This window comes from Skermanella sp. (genome assembly GCF_059503625.1).
The window spans coordinates 1-18,726 of record NZ_JCACHA010000585.1; the positions used below are offsets into that span (position 1 = coordinate 1).

Sequence of the window (18,726 nt, forward strand, 5' to 3'; positions counted from 1 at the left end):
ATCGATGGCCTCGCGGTGAGCGTGGGCGTCACGATGCAACGCGACCGGACCGGCAGGAGTCCCGAAGCGGGTCTCATCTGGCCGCATATCCGCGAGCACCGGGAACAATGCTTCGTAGCGAGCAGAGGCTTGCCAATCTGGCGCTCGGTCGACCCCTTCGTTCGGCAAACATGGGACGACATAGATAAATCGCTGCAGGAGACCGTCATCGGCAGCGTTCTGGGCGATACGCTGGATCGGCTCCGGCTGGATACCACCCAGAAAGGTAGCCGACCAGTTTGGGATGGAAAAGGTGCCTCGCTGGATTCGATCGATCGTATAGCGCCCGCCGTTGTAGAGCCGGAGATAGGCGCCGCGGTCACCACCCCCTGTGCCGCCGCTCTTGTAGCGGTCGAGATTGGCAAGAAACTCCGACATCTCGTCCTGCCTGACGAGTACCTTGCTCGCCGGCGCGTATTGTTTAGCCAGCGGGTCGTCTCGGAGCACTTCGGACAGAGCCTCGATCGTCGTTCCTTCTACGAGGTACCGCTTCTGCTGCGGCGCTTCGGGTTCAGTGGCTGGGTCGCTGCCGCTATCCTTCCAAACCTTCGTCTTTGCCTTGTGATGGCGAGCCTCCTCGGCATGTCGTAGGCGAGCCTCATGCTCCAGTGCATCGATCGGCTTGGTCGCTGCACGAATGATCGGGGTCTTAAGCACGGACGGGTCGCCCACGATTGCGCCCCAAATTCGGGCGCTCTCGGTCCACGTGTTGTCAAACCGCTTGGGCTGCAGGACAAAGTCATCGTGGACGACGCTCGCGAGCGACACCAGCGTAGCCAGTACGACGCTAGCAGGGTCGACGCCCATCCGCTCGGCGGTGTCCTTCACGAAGAGCCAGATGGCAGGAGGAACATGCTCAGCCTTCAGCTCCGGCGTGCCGGTCAGCTCGGTGCTGCCGAGAAAGTCGATAGGCTCTGGGCAATCGCCGTCAGCATCAGCCGGCGCTTCACCGGCGGCAGCTTGCTGTTTGCCCAGCTTGTCCCGGGCTGTCCCAACCGCACGAGGAATATCCTCGAACCGGGCTTGCCAGCGGCCAGGCTCCACGGTGCCATCTTTGCTGTCGCGGATTTCTTGAGGGACAGCGAGCATGATCCCGCGCAACCACTTTTCAGCGTTGGCGTCGATCACCCCGTCCACCAGCAACCGCATCGCAAGCGCGGCGATAGGGCGATGGTAGTCCACAGCTGTCAGTATAGCCGTTATTAACTCGGCATCAGTCCGCGCCTCCCCGGAGCTCTCGCCCCGGTCCAAGTTGAAGCCTCTCTTTCGACGGGCGCCGCTCGGTTGGGACCCCCTCGCCGCAAAGGCTTCCTGCAACCGCTCGAGCGCCTCGTCGAGGTTGAGATCCGCCTCCGTCTCTTGGACGAACTGCGCCATGCGGGGAGCGCCTTTGCGATGCCATGTGCCGGGCCACCGCATAGGATGTGAAGCCGGCACACTGCTTGGATCGCCACCCACGAGAGTTGTCGCCAGGCCGCGGGCAAGCTTCAGCTTCTTATGCCCCGCAGGGTCAGCGGTCGGCTCGTCAAGGCGCCAGTGTAGATGCAGTTTGGGTTCAGCTTCCCCGGTTGCAGGGTTGTGCCATTCACCACCGCTAGAAACGACGATGGTGGCGGGTCCTAGCAGGTACTCGAGCTGAGCTCGTGCTGCAGCAGGACTTTGGTCACACTCGACACTGAGGACCAGACCCAGGAGAAGGTCGTTCTCGCCGGCAGAGCGACCGTTGTTGAATACAGCGATTGGTGGCGCGAACACGACCGGCTGCGCTGCGCGAGCTGCTCGCGTCGCCATGGCCGTCGCTTCGTCGATCAGCCCCTCGAGGTCATCGCCCACCTCGTAAGCGACGATCTCGAATACCTGCCGTTTGTCCTCGTAGAACCCTCGGAGCGACACAAAGCCGCTTGGCTCCGCGTATTTGAACAGTGATCGAACCATTCGACCGATTTGCGTCCGGTCGGCCTCGAGATGCGCAAACTCAGTCATTTGCGCCCTCCTCACGCAGCTGTCGCTCTCGGCGCCATTGCTCCAGCAGCGCTCGGCCAGTGACCTCCAGCGCCACTTCGGGGCTGGGGGTTGGCGATTCTGAGGACGCTGAGCGATCCAGCGGTTCTTGCCAGCGGCGCCGGAAGGATGGGTTCCGCCATGAGTCACTCATGGCGGCGGCCGAGGCGGCGTCCTTCATGCCGACCTGCGCTGCGCTGCTTCGAACGCTTCGATGTCCTCCACCCTGTAGGTGACGATGGCGCCGATCTTTAGGTATGGCGGCCCCTGCCGGAGCCACCGCCACCGCTCCAGCGTGCGCGGGCTAATGCGCCAACGGCGCGCTAAGTCGAGTTGCGTCATGTGCCGCAGGGCCAGGGAAGTGGATGGCGCCGGCTCAGCAGTGTGCCGGGGAGTGGGCTTGTCCATGAGGTCGCCTCGTTGCGAAGCGGTGCGGGATGCACCGGGCGACCTCGTCTTTATGGCGACCCAAGCAGCTTTGCTAAACCTCCATTAAACCTCCGGTCAGGAATATTAATCCTCGAAATTCGTATGCCAATTCAGAGACCTGGAAGGTATCCCACTATAATCTTCCTAGCGACGCGGGCCAGGTTTCCTCCAGGGCAGGGGAACGACGCGCTCCCTAATTCCATAGAACCGGTCGCGTCCGATCGCACATCCGAAGTGTGCCTTTGCTGCAGCCAAACACTTTGGCCCCGTCGAAGGCGCCAACTCGGCCGGCCAAGCCTCGCAACGGTTTCGTTGCCACTGCTCGATTTGTGCATCTGTTGGATCCTGCTTTAAATGTGCCTTCGCATTCTGGGATTGGGGCTTTTCGGTTTGTGACGCCGCAGGCTGCCAACGGCCCTCCCAATCAGTCGCCACTTCAATTCGCATGGCAACAAGCTTTAAACCGCTGCGCTGACGCGACTCTTTGTCCGTCCCAGACCAATATCGGATGACAACCGTTTCGGCAGGAATGTCGAAGGTGATTAGAATATCCCTTCCGTCTCTTTCGATGCCGTCGTGCGAGTAAGCAGTGAGGAATAAATGTCTGGGCAAAATACTGCGGGGAGCGTACAGGCCCTGCTCCAGATTATGTCCCGTGACCACAAGGTCGTCACGGCTGTAAAGCAAGGCACAGAATAAGCGACGTATCCAGACATCCCTTGCGCGTTTTCGACCCAGCAGTTCATACCAGGGGATGTTCAGCGAGTCGTCGAATTCTGGCCCAGCCTCCCCCCATAAACGCATCTTGTCTGGGTAATACGCGTTCAGTATTTCCATTGGATTCCAGCCGCCTAAAGGCGGCATCGGTAGCGGGAAGGTGTCTAGAGCTTCTGCTTGGGGGGACGCGAGGCTCATCTCACAGTCACTTTCAATTGCGTACTGGAGCGCGAGATTCCGCTCCACTCCGTCCTGGCAGGCCTGCCAGGCGGGCCCAAGGGTACTTGCGAATCACCTCGCTCTGCTACGGTACCCTTCGCTACCCTTATTAAGTCACGCCAGCGGCTCTCTAAGTCGCTGTTTTCGCTGTACCTTTTCCCCTGCCGATACCAGCTTGACGCGCGAACCATGCCCTCAGCGCCCCAAGCCCCCCAGCTCCCGCCTCACCTCCGCGAGGTCTGCTCCATCCTTGGAGTCGGCTTGTTGCGGCTCCGTCGGCACTCTGCCGAGGATCTCACCCGCGACGCCGCACAGCCCAGTGACCAGGGAGAGAGTTCGCTACACTTTCACGCCGACCAGAGCGTGCATGCGAACCGGAACAACCGGAGACTCGCATGCCCCGCATAGCCACCGAGAAGGTCACCCCCGCGCCGGAGCCGATCGTCGCGGCTATCCCGCCGGCAGACGTCCTGGGCCGCTTGGCAGCCCTACAGGGCGCGCCAATCGCCCACCTGAAGCAGCAATGGCGCGAGCTGTTCGGCAAGGAGCCGCCGCCCTTCAACCGCGCCTACATCCAGAGCCGCCTCGCCTACCGCATCCAGGAGCTGGCCTATGGCGGCTTGAAGCCCGAAACCCGGGCACGGCTGGAAGCGCTCGGCGAGCAGCTGGACGGCGGCAACGTCGTCCTCCGCCGGATCCGTGCCGATAGCCACCCGCTGCCCGGAACGCGGCTGATCCGCGAGTACGACGGCGTCCACTACGTGGTCACCGTCCGAGCCGACGACTTCGAGTACGAGGGTCGGCCCTACCGGTCGCTCTCTGCCATCGCCCGGCATATCACCGGCACCCGCTGGAACGGCTGGACCTTCTTCGGGCTGAAGGGGAGGCCCGGCGCATGAGCCGACGCAAGCTGCCGACTGACGGCGTCATGCCAGCCTCGGTCAAGAAGCTCCGCTGCGCTGTCTACACCCGGAAGAGCACCGACGAGGGTCTGGACAAGGAGTTCAACACCCTCGATGCCCAGCGCGACGCCTGCGAGGCTTACGTCGCCTCTCAGCGCGCCGAGGGTTGGCTGCTGGTTCGCGACCGCTATGACGATGGTGGCTTTTCTGGCGGCACGCTGGAGAGGCCGGCACTGAAGCGCTTGCTGGCCGACATCGGGCAGGGGCGGGTTGATGTCATCGTCGTTTACAAGATCGACCGGCTCAGCCGTTCGCTCATGGACTTTGCCAAGCTGGTCGAGGCCATGGAGGCGCATGGCGTCACCTTCGTCTCCGTCACCCAGAGCTTCAACACGACGACCAGCATGGGCCGGCTGACGCTGAACATCCTGCTCAGCTTCGCCCAGTTCGAGCGCGAGGTGATCGGCGAGCGGATCCGTGACAAGTTTGCCGCCTCCCGCGCCCGGGGCATGTGGATGGGGGGCAAGGTGCCGCTCGGCTATGACGTGCGGGATCGGAAGCTCGTGGCGAACGAGGTCGAGGCAGCGCGGGTTCGGAGGGTGTTTGAGCTCTTCGTCGAGACCGGCTCGGGCGTTGAGACGGTCCGGCGCCTGCAGGCCGAGGGCGTGACCAGCAAGTCGGGTCGGCCGCTCGATAAGGGCGATGTCTACAAGATCCTGAACCTCCGGACCTACATCGGCGAGGTCACGCACAAGGGGCAGGTCTACGCCGGCGAGCACGAGGCGATCGTGCCGCAGTCCTTGTGGGACAAGGCCCATGCCACTCTGCAGGTCAGCCCGAGGACCCGAGCCGCCCAGAACCGGCAGCACGCGCCAGCGCTGCTGAAGGGGTTGATCTTCGGCGTCGATGGTCGGGCGATGTCGCCAACGCATTGCCGGAAGAATGGGCGCCTGTACCGCTACTACGTGGCGCAGCGGGTGCTGAAGGGCGATGCGGCCGAGGACGATGGCATTGTGCGCCGGGTGTCGGCCGCCGAGATCGAGACTGCGGTGGTCGATCAGGTTCGGGCGCTGCTGCGGCAGCCGGAAATCGTCGTGGGCACATGGCTGGCGGCGAGGGCCGAAGCACCTGACCTGACCGAGATGGAGGTCCGGGACGCGCTGGAGCGGCTGGATCCGCTCTGGGGCGAGCTGTTCCCGGCCGAGCAGGCGCGCATCGTGCGGGCGTTGGTGGAGCGGGTGGTGGTCGGCCCTTGCGGCGCAGACATTCGACTGCGGGTCGAGGGGCTGTCCGGCCTGGTTCGGGATCTTGGCGCGTCTGCGACCAGTGTGGAGTGCGTGGCGGCATGAGGGTGACGACCAGCATCACGGTCCGGGTGCCACTGACCATCCGGCGCTGGCCGGGGCGGAAGACAGTGGTGACGCCTGTGCAGGATGGCACGCCAGCGGTGGCCACACGAGCGGACCCGGCGCTGGTGAAGGCGCTGGCCCGGGCGTTCCGGTACCAGCGACTGCTGGACGAGGGGTGGTATGCCTCGATCAGCGAGATGGCGGTGGCCGAGAGGATTGAGCGCGGCCATCTGGGATCGCTTCTCCGCCTCACGCTGCTGGCGCCGGAAATCGTGGAGGCGATCCTGGATGGGCAACAGGCGAAGGGGATGATGTTGCCGGTGCTGATGGAGCCGCTCCCGGTGGATTGGCAAGTGCAGTGCGAAGTCCTCGAGCCTTGCTGAGCCTTGGCATGCCTCGGAGTTCGGCTGACGCTGATTGTGGCGAAGAGCCGACACTATCGCCGCCCTCGTCCATCAGTTTTGAATACGACAAAGAGGCACCGCATCCTGTGGTGCATTTCCCAGACAATCAACGGCTGGTCTTTGATGCGCCGCATCTTAGCTGAGTGGATCGCGCCTCAGCTCCCCGTGCAGAGTACGTCGAGAATGGTGTTCTCTTGGTTGTTAGCCGGGATAGTGTCGACAGCCGCCGCCCCCCCGGTTGCTACGATCCGCGCCTGCGGGAAGATCCGTCCTGCCCCAGCGGCCTTGCAGCTTACCGTGTAGGTGATTCTCTCGATGCGCCGGAAGCTGCCGTCGATCCGGCCCTCCGTGAACTCCGTTTCGCCCTGCGCCTGGACGTCAAGGTTCGGCGAGACGAAGAACGGCGCCACGGACATCGACACGCCGGAAGTTTCGCCGAAGGCGTTGGAGAAGGTTGCGCGTACCGCCATCGTCACGCTGCTGCCGACCGCCACCGTCTCGGAGCTAGGGCCTTCAGGGTGGATCTCGGCTCGCAGATCCACCTTGTCACAGGCGACGTCCTCTGGCTGAGCCTGGCAGAAGGTCTCGATGGCGCCGTCCAGCCGGACCCAGATGGCGGCGTTGCTGGCCGTGTCGGTGATGCGGACGCCGGCGAGGGTCTTCGTATAGGGGATGGCATAGCGGCCCTCGGTTCCCGGTGCCGCCTCTCCCGAGCGCGGTTGGGGCCGCTGCGCGCGCCAGCTGTCGGTGACCTTACCATCCCGATCGACAATCTCGACAAGGATCAGCCCGTTGTCGCCACGGCGCACATAGGCGCGCGATTTCACTAGCTGGATGGAGGTCGGCCGCTGCGGATCCGGCGTATGCGGCACCCGCAGCACAATGGCACGGTTGCCGTCATCGAAGCGGGTCGGGTCGATTTGCTCTCGCAGTGAGGGCGGCACCGGCTGCGCGAACGTCGGTCCCCCGAGGCAAGCGAGCATCAGGACAAGCCGAAGCGATCGCATCTCAGCACCCTTCCGTGGTGTTCACGCAGCGGTTGAGCAGCCAGTTTACGCGCCGTCGGTCCAGGCGGTTAAAGGTGCGCCGTTCCGTCCCCATCACATCGGTCATCGGGTCGGAGGTATGCCAAGTTCCGGCCGCGGCACCGATCGGCCGGCAGTCGCCCGGCAAACCACCCACGTTGAGGATGTCGGCGATACAGGAGGCGAGGTCGGTATAAACGTTTGGGAACTGCTCGGCCTGGAAGTAGCCGCCATCGCAGCAGTACTCGTCAGCCAATCCGAAGGGCGTATGGCCGGTCTCGTGGACCGGCGTCAGCGGGATGTCGATCCTTCCGCCGTAGAGCCGCAGGGCCTGGTTAGCGCAGTCGCGGTGCGGGTCGGTGTGGAAGATCCAGCCGGAATCAGCGAAGGCGTACTGGTCCCAATCCTCCGGCGGCACGATTTGAGTGCAGCTGCTTGGAGTGCCGTCGATGTCTGCAGTCGTCCGCGCGATCCAGAAGTTGAACCGGTTTTGGTTGGCCAGGAAGAAAGGAACGGTATGGAAGCCGTTCCAGAGCACCCGCCTGATGTCGGCCTGGAGGTTAGCATCATCCGCGAGACCCGGGGCGCCGGGCGCCGGGCCTATGGTCGGCACCGCATCGCGGTCAGGAATAATAACGATATCTATACTGCGCGCCGAAGGGCCGACCACACTGATTGGAATGCTCCGCTCGGGCTGCATTCCTACCCGGACCTGCCGGCGCCAGGTATCTGCCACCTCGGCATCCGGATTGCCGCCGACCGTGTTCCTGGCCCAGCATCGCAGGGAGAACTGCTGGTCGGTAGGCGTAAAGGTGTAGGTCGTTTGGTTCACCGCCGTGGCGCGGTGCATCTGAGTATTGTTGATCTCGATATTTAGCTCGCTGGCGATCTTGAGCGTGCCGGTCGCGTCTAGCGTGTCCATTGTGATGGTAACCGGCATGCCTGCCTGGGGCACCAGCGGATCTTGTAGGCAACGCACGAGCAGACCGGGCGAGCTCGGCGGGAACAGCACCTCGATGCGGAAGACAACCGTGTCGCTCTGCTGGACAGTAATGTCCCAGCCGCAGCGCTGCGAGAGCCCCGGGCTGGTGATCAGGCAGGAGCCGAAATCGATATCGAGGGTTACGTCGACCGTCTTGTCGTCACCGAAGTTCAGGCCGCTGTCGTAGTCCAGCACCTGGAGGTTCAGTTGCCCTCTGCCGGCATTGCCGGGCGCCGGGAATTCGAAACCCCAGTTCGGGAAGATGGTGGTTTCACCCTCAATGCGCTGGGCCTCGTTGTCGAATGAGATGGCCGGGCTGCCGTTTGGCGTGAACGCGCCGGCAACGTAGAAATCCGCGCTCGACAGGTTGTCGTCGTCGTCACCGTCGTCGTTGACCTTGAGGATTGTCAGCTTGACGATCACCAGCGGTGCCTGTGCCCAGGCCGCGCCGCCGAACAGTAGGAATGCGGTGCATACGAGAACTGTCAGCCGGGCCGCGAGAATGCGCCAACTTGCAGGCGCCGGAGCCCGTGTATGCCTGGAATCCGGCATTGCCCGCGCTACATTCCCCGTCGCTTGATCGTCCGGAGGAGTATTGTCCGCAAGTTCCGCTAATGTTTCCCGCATACTACTGCTCCCGGTCAAACATTCTGTTCTACAAGAAGCCGAAAACCATAAGTTCTGCACTGATGGATACGGGCGACGTATTTGCACTTAAGGTTACGCACACTTGACTTTGGGAATGAGGACAGCCGTATTTCAGACTGTTCACTTCGAGCCGCTTAAAACGCGTCGCGCAATGTTATCTGGCTTAAGGGATCGCTGGGTCACAACCGATTTTCGGCGGGCACAGCCACTTGCACCAGTCAGAAGCTCGGCATCTAATCTGATTATCTCGACCAAATGTTATCAACTCGGCTCAGCCGGCGGTTCCAGCGTGGTTATTATATCCAGCCGCCGAAAGCCGTGGCTGCTGATCAGCAACACGCCGGCTGTGTATGTCTGCGCTGAGGCGACCCGTGCTGTAGCTCAGTCCGGCGTATGACCAGGCAGACTTCAAGTTTTGATCCGCCCTAGGCTTATTTTGAAGGCAAGTAGGATTGTCCAAGTCATGGGCATAAGGGACGTGGACATGCGCAAGCTGTCACCGGCGGACATTCGGCTCCGGGTGGAGCGAATAGCTCAGCATCATCGCGCCCATTCGCGCTGGTGAGGTTCGCGTTGGTCATCATGGGCAACCCGGCCGCCATCCGACCGGTTATCAGCTCGGGAAGCGAACGGAGAAGCTGTCGTGGGCGGCGATCTTGTGCGGTCAGGTACCAGACCCAGTGCCGCCGTGAGCGCGTTCCAACCATGCCGCAGCACCTTGATGTCCGGCTCGCATTGGCTGCCCGCATGCGCTCTTCTCGCCATGTTGCCGACAGCTGGGTGCGGTACCCGCTATGCACCGCCCCAGGTCAACCCAGCTGAGCTTGATGCGGCACGGCTGGCCGTAGCGCAGGGCGTCCCCGCAGCTAGCGGCATGCATTCGGCCGAGCAGGCAACAGTGGTCCTCACCTCTGTCTCGCAGCGCCTTACAGCGGCCGCGCAACCGCTCTGCACGACTTACCTTGGCCAGCCCTGCGGCTTCCATGTTTCGCTGGATCGGTCCACGACGCCGCGCGCGGCAATGACCGGACAGGGGGAGGTGACGGTCACGCTCGGCATGATGTCGCTGCTCGGGTCGGAGGACGAGGTGGCGGCCGTGGTGGGACATGAGTTTGGCCACCACGTCGCCGGCCACATCGGCAAGCGACGTGCTAGGAGTTTCGCCGCGGGCACTGTCGCCGGCACATTGTTGGGGGCGGTGGTACCTTTTGGCGGCATCGCCGGTTGGGCACTCGGCCAGGGCGCGGCCCAAATCGGTTCAAGCGCGACGCAGCTCGCGTTTTCCAAGGATGAGGAACGCGAGGCCGATTACCTCAGCGGCTATCTTGTCGCCCGCGCAGGGTACGATCTCGACCGCGCCGGTCTCGTCTGGGTGAGGCTAACTCGTGGTGGACCGAACGAGACTGCAGGTTGGCTCGACAGCCACCCTGCGGGGCCGGAGCGGTTGGCAGCTTGGCGAAACACCATCGACGAAGTGCGCGCATCGTCCGACCTCGTGCCACGGCGACCAGGACGGTAGCCGCTCCGCCTGCCGCGAGATGGTACTCCGAGCCGAATAGCTGCGCGTCGCTGGGGCGCTCGTGGAGTGGATGGTGGTCGGGCCCGCAGGCGCCAGAATCCGCCTTTGCATGGAGGGGCGGGCCGGCCTCGTCCAAGACCTCACCCTCAGCGCGCCCGATGGGGAGAGTGTGGCGGCATGAGCGCGGCCGCCAGCATCACAGTCCGGGTGCCGCTGGCCATTCGGCGCCGGCTGGGCGGAAGACGGTGGTAATGCCGGTGCAGGGCAGTGCGCCGACTGTGGCCACGCGCGCTGATTCGACGTTGGTGAAGGCGCTGGCCAGGGCGTTCCGGTATCAGCGACTGCTGGACGAGGGGCGGTACGCCTCGATCAGCGAGATGGCCGCGGCAGAGCGCATTGAGCGAGGATACCTCGGTGCGCTGCTCCGCCTCACGCTGCTGGCGCCGGAGATCGTGGAAGCAAGACTCGACGGCCTAGCCTCGTCTCTCCTCGGGCTGCCACAACTGCTGAAACCGCTGCCGCTGAGGTGGGTGGAGCAGCGATCCGTGATCACTCGCACGGCAAGGTATAGGGCAGCTGTCATAGGATGACCTGCCGTGACCAACCCTGGCCGGAAGCGGAATAGCGCCTTTCAGGCTGCCGCCGGAGTAAAGCTGCGTCTGGCTGGTTGGGATATGGCGCCACTAGTGATTACGCTCAGGCGACCGATGGGGGTTATCGTCTAGCGGGTCGACGCCGATCCCGTAGCAAGGCATGGGGTACGTGATCGTCGGCGTAATACACAACCACTCACGCTATGTCGGGCAACAGCCTCCCGAGCACAGTCCAAAGGGTCGGTTTGCCGCCCGGTCCGTGCTAGAGTTCCCGCCCCATCTAAGAGTGCCACTTTTGATCGAACAATATGGTTGGTCCGATGCGCTGCGGCTGCCATTCGAGCCGCATGCGCGTGCCGGCTACCGCCCCGGGCGCATCATCGTCCAGCAGCGCGAAGCAAATCGGGTGGTTACGGATGTCGGCATCCTAAGCGCGCGGCTCTCCGGACGCGTGCGTCACGAGGCTGGGGAGGCGGGCCATCCGGCCGCCGGCGACTGGGTGGCTTTGTCGGCAAACGCCGGCGAAGGCACAGCCACTATTCATGCCGTCCTGCCTCGCCGCACCGCTTTCGTGCGTCGAGCGGCCGACAGCGTGCAGACACTGCAGGTCATCGCCGCCAACATCGACGTCGTTTTCGTCGTCACCTTGATGAACGCTGACCTCAATCCGCGTCGGCTTGAGCGCTTCCTTGCCGCTGCCTGGCAGAGCGGTGCACGGCCGGTGGTGGTGCTGACGAAGGCCGACCTGTGCCAGCAACCCGAGGGCCAGGCCGCCGATGTAGGCACCCTGGCGGCGGGCTGCTCGGTGCTCACCGTTTCAGCACACCAGGGCGTTGGCCTGAGCGGCCTGATGGATCACATCAAGCCGGGCGAGACCTGTGTGCTGATCGGCTCCTCCGGCGTGGGCAAATCCACGCTGGTTAATGCCTTGCTGGGTGAGGAGCGGATGGCAACCCAGGACATCCGCGCGACGGATGCCCGGGGGCGTCACACCACCAGCCATCGGCAACTCATCCTGCTCCCTGGTGGAGGGCTGCTCCTCGACACGCCTGGCATCCGCGAAGTGGGCTTGATCGACGCTGATGCGGGTCTCAGCACGGTCTTCGACGACATCGAGCGCCTGGCCCAGAATTGCCGGTTTCGTGACTGCGGGCACACCACCGAACCCGGCTGTGCGATACGCGACGCGCTGGACAGGGGCCGCCTCGATGCCGACCGTTGGGCGCATTTCCAGAAGCTGAGCCAGGAACTGACAGCGTTGGAGCTGACGAAAGACCGGACGGCGCAAGAGGTTGAACGCCGTCGCCTAGCTGCGCTGCAAAGAGCATATCGGTCGATGAAGAAAGATCTTCGAGACCCGAGTTCCTAAACTCTGCCGGCAATGAAGGCGTACGAGCCTGATCAAGCAGCCGAATGGGTGCAGCTTGACCCTGTCAATGTCCGCGTCCGGGAATGCTCACCTAGCCGCGCCAGATCCGAATTGGGCGGCCGGCTGCCGATCAGCAATATCCGCTCGCCTGCCAACACCCGACATGCTGCCTCCGAGCACAGAGGTCGTCGTCGGGTCAGACTTAGAACTGGGGACAAAACCTTGTTCTGAGCGTTTGGGGCGGATGGCGGCTCCTCTAGTTCCTGACGATCTCTGGGCGGCGATCGAGCCGCTGTTGCCACCCGATCCGGCGCGTCCCAAAGGCGGCAGGCCGCGAGTATCAGACCGGGTGGCGCTGGCGGGCATCCTCTTTGTGCTGCGGACGGGCATCCAGTGGCGGGATGTGCCAGCCGAGATGGGCTGCAGCGGCAAGACCTGCTGGCGTCGGCTGGTGGAGTGGCACGCCGCCGGGGTCTGGGCGGTCCTGCACCGCGTTCTGCTGGAGCGTCTGCGCGAAGCGGATCGCCTGGATTGGCGGCGGGCTTCGCTCGACAGCGCCGCCGTGCGGGCTCAAAGGGGGGCTCGGAGACCGGGCCCAATCCGATGGACCGCGGCAAGGCGGGCACCAAGCGCCACCTGGTCGTCGATGGCGAGGGCACGCCGCTTGGCCTGACCATCAGTGGGGCCAACCGGCACGACAGCCGCATGTTGGCGCCAACGCTGGATGCGGTGCCACCTGTCCGGGGCCGCCAGGGACGACCGCGCTGCCGCCCGGACAAACTCCACGCTGACAAGGCCTACGACCATCGCCGCTGCCGCCGGGAGTGCCGCGCTCGCGGCATCACGCCGCGCATCGCCCGGCGCGGCATCGACAGCAGCGAACGTCTCGGCCGACGTCGCTGGAAAGTCGAGCGCACTCTGGCCTGGCTCGCTCAGTTCCGCCGTCTTGCCGTTCGCCACGAGCGGCGTGCCGATGTCCACCTCGCCTTCACCACACTCGCCTGCGCCGTCGTCTGCATCAGGCAGGTCAGACGGTTTTGTCCCTAGCCCTTAATGGTAGGCCGGGATGCCATGCATGGGCCAGAAGTTGTCGATTCGAACGCTGCGCAATAGCCGGTCGTTCGATACCCGGTGAAGCAGCCGAGCCGGATTGGCTTGGATGTGCTTGGTCCAAACCGACAGCACAGACTATCGTAAATCTAGGAGGCGCCAACAAGTCTCCAATTCAACGTGTAAGAGGGAGACAAACATGCCAATGATCCGTCGCCATCTCGCCAGGACTGCTGCCTTCGCTGCTATCGCCGCGGCAGGCCCAGCCGCGCTGGCTCAACCGACGGAGGAAGCCGCTGTCACCCAAGCAGTCGAGAAGTTGCGGGTTGCAATGATCAGCGCCGATCGAAGCCAGCTTGAGGCGCTAACCGAACCTCAACTCAGCTATGGCCACTCAGGCGGGGTGGTTGAGAACAGGGCACAGTTCCTGGATGTCGTGGCAGGCAAGCGGACGATCTACAAGACCATCACGCTCTCCGACCAAAGTCTCACTTTAGCTGGCGACAATGCGATCGTCCGCCATATTTTCTCGACAGATTTCGAGAGCGACGGCAAGCCCAGTTCTTCACGGGTTGGCGTGATGCAGGTCTGGCACAAGCAAGGTGGCCAGTGGCGGCTTCTGGCAAGGCAAGCTTTCAGGATCTAACGCTTTTGCCTTGTTCGTTGAACGCGAGCGGCATCATCGCCGCTGGCCGAAGCGGTCATCTGGCTACACTGCGTCTACGTGGCCCTTATCATTCGACAGAGTGGATCAGAAGCCACGCGCTAAGGGATTCGGAGTTGGGTGGTCTTCCGACGCGGCCGGGTCGGGCTGCTGTGCATCGTCGTTTCGATGTTCCATCAGGACCTTACTGTCGGAGCGTCTCGACGCTTAGCTCCCGCCACATCCAGCGGAAGTCGTACTCGCTCATCGGGTCTCCAGCCGGGCGCTTGGCCGAATGGTTCCCCAGCGCCTTAAGCCAAGTCACGACCTTTTCGCGCCCTTTCGGTGTTTTCGTCGCTGCGCGAGGCGACTTGCCGCCGAGAGAGGGGATTGGCTGGTCGATAATGTTCCGGTAGTGGTCGTCCAGGGTCTGCCGTAGCAGTGCGCGCTCGTCCTCCTGCGTGAGGCCGCTCGGCTTTGGGGGTGGGCCTTCGGCGGCTAGCATCTGCTCGAGGTCGGTCCGCTCGGTCAGGGGTGAACTTACTAAGCCGACCAGCGCGGGCTTGAGCATTGCCCGGCCGCGCTCCGCTCTGGGAGTGGAGTTCACCTCCAATGACAGGCGACGGCCCTTGAGCGCCAGCGTGCCGAGAACCACCGACCCGTCCTCCATCGTGCTGAAGAAGGTTTGGGCCTTCCTTTGGCGCGGTACGGTCTTTGGCTTCGCCCCGGGCTCATCCAACCAGTTCCAGAAGCCCAGCTTCTCCTGCCGCAGTGCCGGTATGGCGGCCAGCGCCTCGTAGACCTGCTCGGGCTTGGTGCCCTTCAGCAAGGGGAAGTGCATAGTGTGAAGTCGAGCGGGTCACCCTCGCTGTTGAGCAGCTCCGGCCGTTTCCGGCCTTGTGCCGCCTTGAGCGCCGCATCGAGCCAGAGATTGGTGACCATGAAGGCAGCGCCGGGTTCAAGTGACCTGCACACGGATCGGCGTAGGGTTGTAGCCATTACAGGGATTGTTCACCTGCGGACAGTTGGAGATCACGGCAAGCGCATCCATCTCCGCCCGCAGTGCTACCTCACAACCGGCCGGGGAGACGCCGTGCGCAATCGCGGCGCTGCCGCTAGCGTCGACTGGTACACGCATGAAGAAATTCACGTTTGGCACAATGTCCCGCCGCCCCAAGCCGTGCCGGATCAGGGCTTGCAGGAAGTTCTCGCGGCAGCCCGGGCAGTCCTCGACCCCGTAGAGCATGCGGTTGGATGGCCCACTACAGCAGCCGCCGATTGTGTCGTGGCCGCCGAACTGATCTTCGACGATGGTGAAGATCGGGCGTGCGATGTCGGAGTAGAGCACGTGTCCGGTCGTCAGGAAAATCGTACCCGCTGCTTTCATCGTGTTGGGGGCGTGGTACCGCTCCTCCGGTTCCGCTGCATTGTAGCAGAGGAAGTCGACGGCCTGACGCCCGTACAGATCGGTGATGCGTAGAATGCGACCACGAGGCACGATGCCGCACCAGGGTGCGCCGGCAGGGACTATCTCGTTTAGCATCGGTTACGCTCCCGCCGGTCCATAACGTTGGCGACCAATTTCAAACTCCAAGCGGTTTAGTCATCCCTTACAATCATCTACGATCGTCCGATCCAGCCTCACCGTTCGAGTCTTCCTCCACTTGCGCCGCTGCGGCTTCCGTTGCAGCGCGTTCGTCGCCGCCGTAGCCAGCCTTGGGTACCGCGTCGCCCGCTTCGCCCGCCGCGCCCGCGTCGCTGGACGTCGGAGCTCCTTGGCCCTTTTCCTCCTTGGTCCAACCGGGCTCCCCGGTTCCTTTCTGCTGATCGTTCGGCATCTTTGGCTCCTTGGATAGAAGAGCGAAAGATCGGACGTTGAGGGCAGTTCCGATGTGTCGTGCGGCTGGTCACACAGCGGGAGCGGCGTGATGCCGAGCAAACGTGAAACCGTCTCCAGGTCCTCCCCGCGCAGCAACCGCAGGACCGCGTTCCGCTTGCGTTAACGCGACACCCGTCCGCTATGGCCGAGCGTCGCTACGCCGGCCTTTTGCGCGCGTTCTGCGGTGCCCTATGGCTCTGTCTCACCCGCCGCCATGTCATACCCCTCCCGCGGATATCGTCCGCTTGCCGGGTATCTCAATCAGCAGTGGTGCGGGAAAAATCAATTTTAACAAGGAGAGCTTGGTACGCAGTTCGCTAAGCAAGGGGTAAGCGGAAGCGACGCCCGCCGCCGTTGCGCATCGGCCACTTCGATACTTTCTACTACGCATTGAACTGCTGCTCGAAGCAGAACTACCCAGGCCTCGGACGCCACGCGCGAATGTTCACTTCATTAGCAACTAACCTGCCTACTTCCGGTGCTTCTTGCGTTGGGCGTTGTGGTGATACGGTCCGAAGTGGTCATAGTCCCATGTTAATCTTTGAAGTATTGCTCGGCCTCCTGGCCGCTTCCGTTGCGCTGGCCCTCGTCGCTCGCCGCCTGCATACACCGCTGGCCGTGGTGCTCGTGATTGGTGGCATGACGCTGGCCTTGGTGCCAGGCTTGCCCACCATCGAGCTCGAGCCCCAATTGGCGCTGGTCATGTTCCTGCCACCGCTCTTACAGGCGAGCGCCTACCGAACCGACTGGCCCGCATTCCGCTTCAACCTACGACCGATCCTGCTGCTTGCCCTCGGCGCGGTCTTGTTCACCACAGCGGCCGTGGCTGTAACCACAAAACTTCTCCTGCCTGACCTACCATGGGCTGCCGCTGTCGCGCTTGGCGCAATCGTTGCACCACCCGATGCAGTAGCGGCGACTTCGGTGCTGAAGGATTTCCGAATCCCTAAGCGCCTTGTCACTGTGTTGGAAGGCGAGAGCCTGCTCAACGACGCCTCCGCGCTAGTTCTCTATCGGTTCGCGGTCACCGCAACGATGGCGGGTGGGATCTCGTTTGGCGAAGCATCACTGTCTTTCGTGCTGGCAGCCGCTGGCGGCGCGGCTGTAGGGTATGGCGTTGGGCGGGTCGCTATGTGGATCTTCGCCCGTCTGGAGGACACGCTTCTCGATATCCTTGTCACCTTTCTGGCCGGCTTCGCCGCCTACATCGCGGCCGAACAAGTACACGTCTCCGGCGTCCTCGCCGCTGTGACCTGTGGCCTCGTGCTTGGGCAACAGCAGCACGCAGCCTTCACAGCACGCACGCGGTTGGAGTCAGGCGCGGTTTGGAGCTTTGTTGAGTTTGTACTCACCGCCCTAGTGTTCATTCTCATTGGCCTGCAACTGCGCGACATTCTCGCCCGCCTTGAGCACTACGACCCTTGGCAGCTTGCGAGTCTTGGCCTCGCCGTCTCGGCTGCGCTGATTGCCAGCCGCTTCATCTGGCTTTTCCCGGCAACGTGGCTGCCGCGGGTGCTTTCCCCGAGGTTACGGGAGCGCGATCCGATGCCGCCCTGGAGCCATGTGACGGTGCTGTCCTGGGCTGGAATGCGGGGCGTCGTAAGCCTTGCGGCGGCTTTGGCCCTCCCGGCAGAGTTTCCGGGGCGCGACATCATCCTCTTTCTTGCCTTTTGCGCCATCCTGGCAACGCTCGTTCTTCAGGGGACGACGCTTGGGCCGCTGATCCGGCGCCTCGGCGTCAGTGAGCCGCAGGATGAACCCGCGAATCCGGCCGTCACGCCAGAGGCGATCACCGCGCGGAGCGAGGCGACGGTGGCGGCCATGGATGCCGTGGCCGAGAAGCTTAACGATCCGGAGCAAGCGGCCGCTGCCGACGACCTCCTGCGCGACCTCCGGGTCCGTGCCAAACAGGCCGACCAAATGCGCCGGGATGCCGAGACAGGCTCGCAACGTGACGCGGCGCGCCTCGGCTTGCGGCTGACGGCTGTCGAGGCTGCACGCGCAAAGCTCTTGGCCGAGCATAAGGACGAACTCGACACCGAGGCTATGGCAGCGCTGATCGCAGAACTTGACCTGGAAGAGCAACAGATCAGGGTCGCTATGGGTGAGCGCTGATTGACAGGATTAGCGGGCAGAGTGAGCGGCAGGTGTCCGGCATGGTCCAAAATGGACACAGATCAAACACCAGCTTTGGAGCCATTTTCCTGCTCTGTGATGACGGCGAGCGATCAGCGCCAAGTGCTCTCCGCCCCGTCTCGGTCGGCGACGGCGTGAGTTCCTACTGCTCCATAGTGAAGGCCGGCGGTACCTCGGTTACGGTCAAGGTCGAAACCTGGGCACGCGAGCGTAGGCATGGCAAGGATCGGCAAAAGGTGACGGAGGGTGTCGTCACCCTCGTCGCTCTCGACGAGACCGGGCAACCCCGCACGCTGACGATCGGAGAGCCGGGTTGACATAACCCGCCAGTGTGCTGCCGCTTCGTCCAAGCGCATCATTGGGTAACTTTGTCTGTCGGTCTGACTGGCAGGCGGTCAATACCCTGAATGACGGGCCTGCGCTCCGCCTGAAGATCGCGCCTTTTCAACGCAGTAAAGCTTGAGGGTTAAATCGCCCTACCCTCAAGGTTCGGAGAGTCTCCGGCACTTCGGAGAGAGACCTCGATCCCGTTCCGTCGCCGCACCATCAAGGTCGCCGCAGAAACCCAGGCCAAACCTGCGCCTCAGCGCGCTGGTTCGGTCGGGAGAGACAGGTTGTGGGGAGATCGACTGGAGCGGGCGAAGGGATTCGAACCCTCGACCCCAACCTTGGCAAGGTTGTGCTCTACCCCTGAGCTACGCCCGCGCCGTCCAGCGAGGCGCTCGTGTACCACAGTTTTTCTGACGCGCAACCCCTCTCTCGCCGGGACTAGAGCGGTTTTCTCTTTGTCTGAATCGCTTGTGACCTCGGTGGCTGTCGGGA

At 63.3% G+C, this 18,726-nt stretch carries 17 protein-coding genes and 1 tRNA gene; 10 read left to right on the plus strand and 8 right to left on the minus strand.

Annotated elements, in window-relative coordinates:
- The coding region (locus AC5JJ6_RS14650; RefSeq protein WP_496042757.1) for a DUF3987 domain-containing protein at positions 1-2,022 on the minus strand (2,022 nt) is incomplete at its 3' end.
- A 591-nt stretch (positions 2,023-2,613) separates the two neighbouring features.
- Positions 2,614-3,306 carry a hypothetical protein gene (locus AC5JJ6_RS14655; protein ID WP_496042758.1) on the minus strand — a complete coding sequence of 231 codons (693 nt, stop codon included), beginning with the start codon at positions 3,304-3,306 and terminating at the stop codon, positions 2,614-2,616.
- 494 nt (positions 3,307-3,800) lie between these two features.
- Between AC5JJ6_RS14655 and AC5JJ6_RS14660 the strand changes: the two genes are divergently transcribed.
- From AC5JJ6_RS14660 to AC5JJ6_RS14670, 3 genes are read left to right on the plus strand one after another with little or no spacing between them, the layout of a single operon-like run.
- Positions 3,801-4,304, plus strand: a complete 504-nt coding sequence (locus tag AC5JJ6_RS14660) for a DUF2924 domain-containing protein (RefSeq protein WP_496042759.1) — start codon at positions 3,801-3,803, stop codon at positions 4,302-4,304.
- Positions 4,301-5,656, plus strand: coding sequence for a recombinase family protein (locus AC5JJ6_RS14665; protein WP_496042760.1), 1,356 nt, complete (start codon positions 4,301-4,303; stop codon positions 5,654-5,656). Before AC5JJ6_RS14660 ends, AC5JJ6_RS14665 begins: the two co-directional genes overlap by 4 nt.
- Entirely contained in the window at positions 5,653-6,039 is a 387-nt protein-coding gene (locus AC5JJ6_RS14670; protein WP_496042761.1) for a hypothetical protein, read from the plus strand. The genes AC5JJ6_RS14665 and AC5JJ6_RS14670 overlap by 4 nt, the downstream gene beginning before the upstream one ends.
- A gap of 176 nt (positions 6,040-6,215) precedes the next feature.
- Here AC5JJ6_RS14670 and AC5JJ6_RS14675 read toward each other — a convergent pair whose 3' ends face one another.
- Positions 6,216-7,067, minus strand: a complete 852-nt coding sequence (locus AC5JJ6_RS14675; RefSeq protein ID WP_496042762.1) for a hypothetical protein — start codon at positions 7,065-7,067, stop codon at positions 6,216-6,218.
- 1 nt (position 7,068) lies between these two features.
- A complete protein-coding gene (locus AC5JJ6_RS14680) occupies positions 7,069-8,490 on the minus strand; it encodes a hypothetical protein (protein WP_496042763.1) in 1,422 nt (473 codons plus the stop codon).
- Positions 8,491-9,589: 1,099 nt separating this feature from the next.
- On the opposite strand from AC5JJ6_RS14680, the gene AC5JJ6_RS14685 reads away from it, so the two are divergent.
- From AC5JJ6_RS14685 to AC5JJ6_RS14705, 5 genes are all read left to right on the plus strand, one after another.
- On the plus strand, positions 9,590-10,234 hold the full coding sequence (locus tag AC5JJ6_RS14685) for a M48 family metalloprotease (protein ID WP_496042764.1): 645 nt from the start codon (positions 9,590-9,592) through the stop codon (positions 10,232-10,234).
- A 251-nt stretch (positions 10,235-10,485) separates the two neighbouring features.
- On the plus strand, positions 10,486-10,824 hold the full coding sequence (locus tag AC5JJ6_RS14690; RefSeq protein ID WP_496042765.1) for a hypothetical protein: 339 nt from the start codon (positions 10,486-10,488) through the stop codon (positions 10,822-10,824).
- A 298-nt stretch (positions 10,825-11,122) separates the two neighbouring features.
- The gene (gene rsgA, locus AC5JJ6_RS14695) at positions 11,123-12,196 is read left to right on the plus strand and encodes a ribosome small subunit-dependent GTPase A (RefSeq protein ID WP_496042766.1); all 1,074 of its coding nucleotides are present in this window, start codon (positions 11,123-11,125) and stop codon (positions 12,194-12,196) included.
- A 244-nt stretch (positions 12,197-12,440) separates the two neighbouring features.
- Positions 12,441-13,243, plus strand: a protein-coding gene (locus AC5JJ6_RS14700) for an IS5 family transposase (protein WP_496042767.1) whose coding sequence is annotated in 2 segments (ribosomal slippage) — positions 12,441-12,768 and positions 12,768-13,243 — 804 coding nt in all. Because the reading frame shifts where the segments join, the coding sequence is not laid out codon by codon here.
- A gap of 202 nt (positions 13,244-13,445) precedes the next feature.
- Positions 13,446-13,892, plus strand: a complete 447-nt coding sequence (locus tag AC5JJ6_RS14705; RefSeq protein ID WP_496042768.1) for a nuclear transport factor 2 family protein — start codon at positions 13,446-13,448, stop codon at positions 13,890-13,892.
- A gap of 202 nt (positions 13,893-14,094) precedes the next feature.
- On the opposite strand, the gene AC5JJ6_RS14710 is transcribed toward AC5JJ6_RS14705, so the two are convergent.
- The 3 genes from AC5JJ6_RS14710 to AC5JJ6_RS14720 form a co-directional block, all read right to left on the minus strand.
- Positions 14,095-14,730 carry a hypothetical protein gene (locus AC5JJ6_RS14710; RefSeq protein ID WP_496042769.1) on the minus strand — a complete coding sequence of 212 codons (636 nt, stop codon included), beginning with the start codon at positions 14,728-14,730 and terminating at the stop codon, positions 14,095-14,097.
- Positions 14,731-14,847: 117 nt separating this feature from the next.
- Positions 14,848-15,432: a DUF1989 domain-containing protein gene (locus AC5JJ6_RS14715; RefSeq protein WP_496042770.1), complete on the minus strand. Its 585-nt coding sequence runs from the start codon at positions 15,430-15,432 to the stop codon at positions 14,848-14,850.
- Between the two features lie 73 nt (positions 15,433-15,505).
- Positions 15,506-15,727 carry a hypothetical protein gene (locus tag AC5JJ6_RS14720; protein ID WP_496041443.1) on the minus strand — a complete coding sequence of 74 codons (222 nt, stop codon included), beginning with the start codon at positions 15,725-15,727 and terminating at the stop codon, positions 15,506-15,508.
- Between the two features lie 572 nt (positions 15,728-16,299).
- Between AC5JJ6_RS14720 and AC5JJ6_RS14725 the strand changes: the two genes are divergently transcribed.
- Both AC5JJ6_RS14725 and AC5JJ6_RS14730 read left to right on the plus strand, forming a co-directional pair.
- Positions 16,300-17,883 carry a Na+/H+ antiporter gene (locus tag AC5JJ6_RS14725; RefSeq protein WP_496042771.1) on the plus strand — a complete coding sequence of 528 codons (1,584 nt, stop codon included), beginning with the start codon at positions 16,300-16,302 and terminating at the stop codon, positions 17,881-17,883.
- Positions 17,884-17,924: 41 nt separating this feature from the next.
- Positions 17,925-18,221 (plus strand): hotdog domain-containing protein, encoded by a 297-nt coding sequence (locus AC5JJ6_RS14730; RefSeq protein WP_496042772.1) that lies wholly within the window; start codon positions 17,925-17,927, stop codon positions 18,219-18,221.
- Positions 18,222-18,534: 313 nt separating this feature from the next.
- Here AC5JJ6_RS14730 and AC5JJ6_RS14735 read toward each other — a convergent pair.
- Positions 18,535-18,609 (minus strand) — tRNA-Gly (locus tag AC5JJ6_RS14735).
- Between the last annotated feature and the right edge of the window lie 117 nt (positions 18,610-18,726).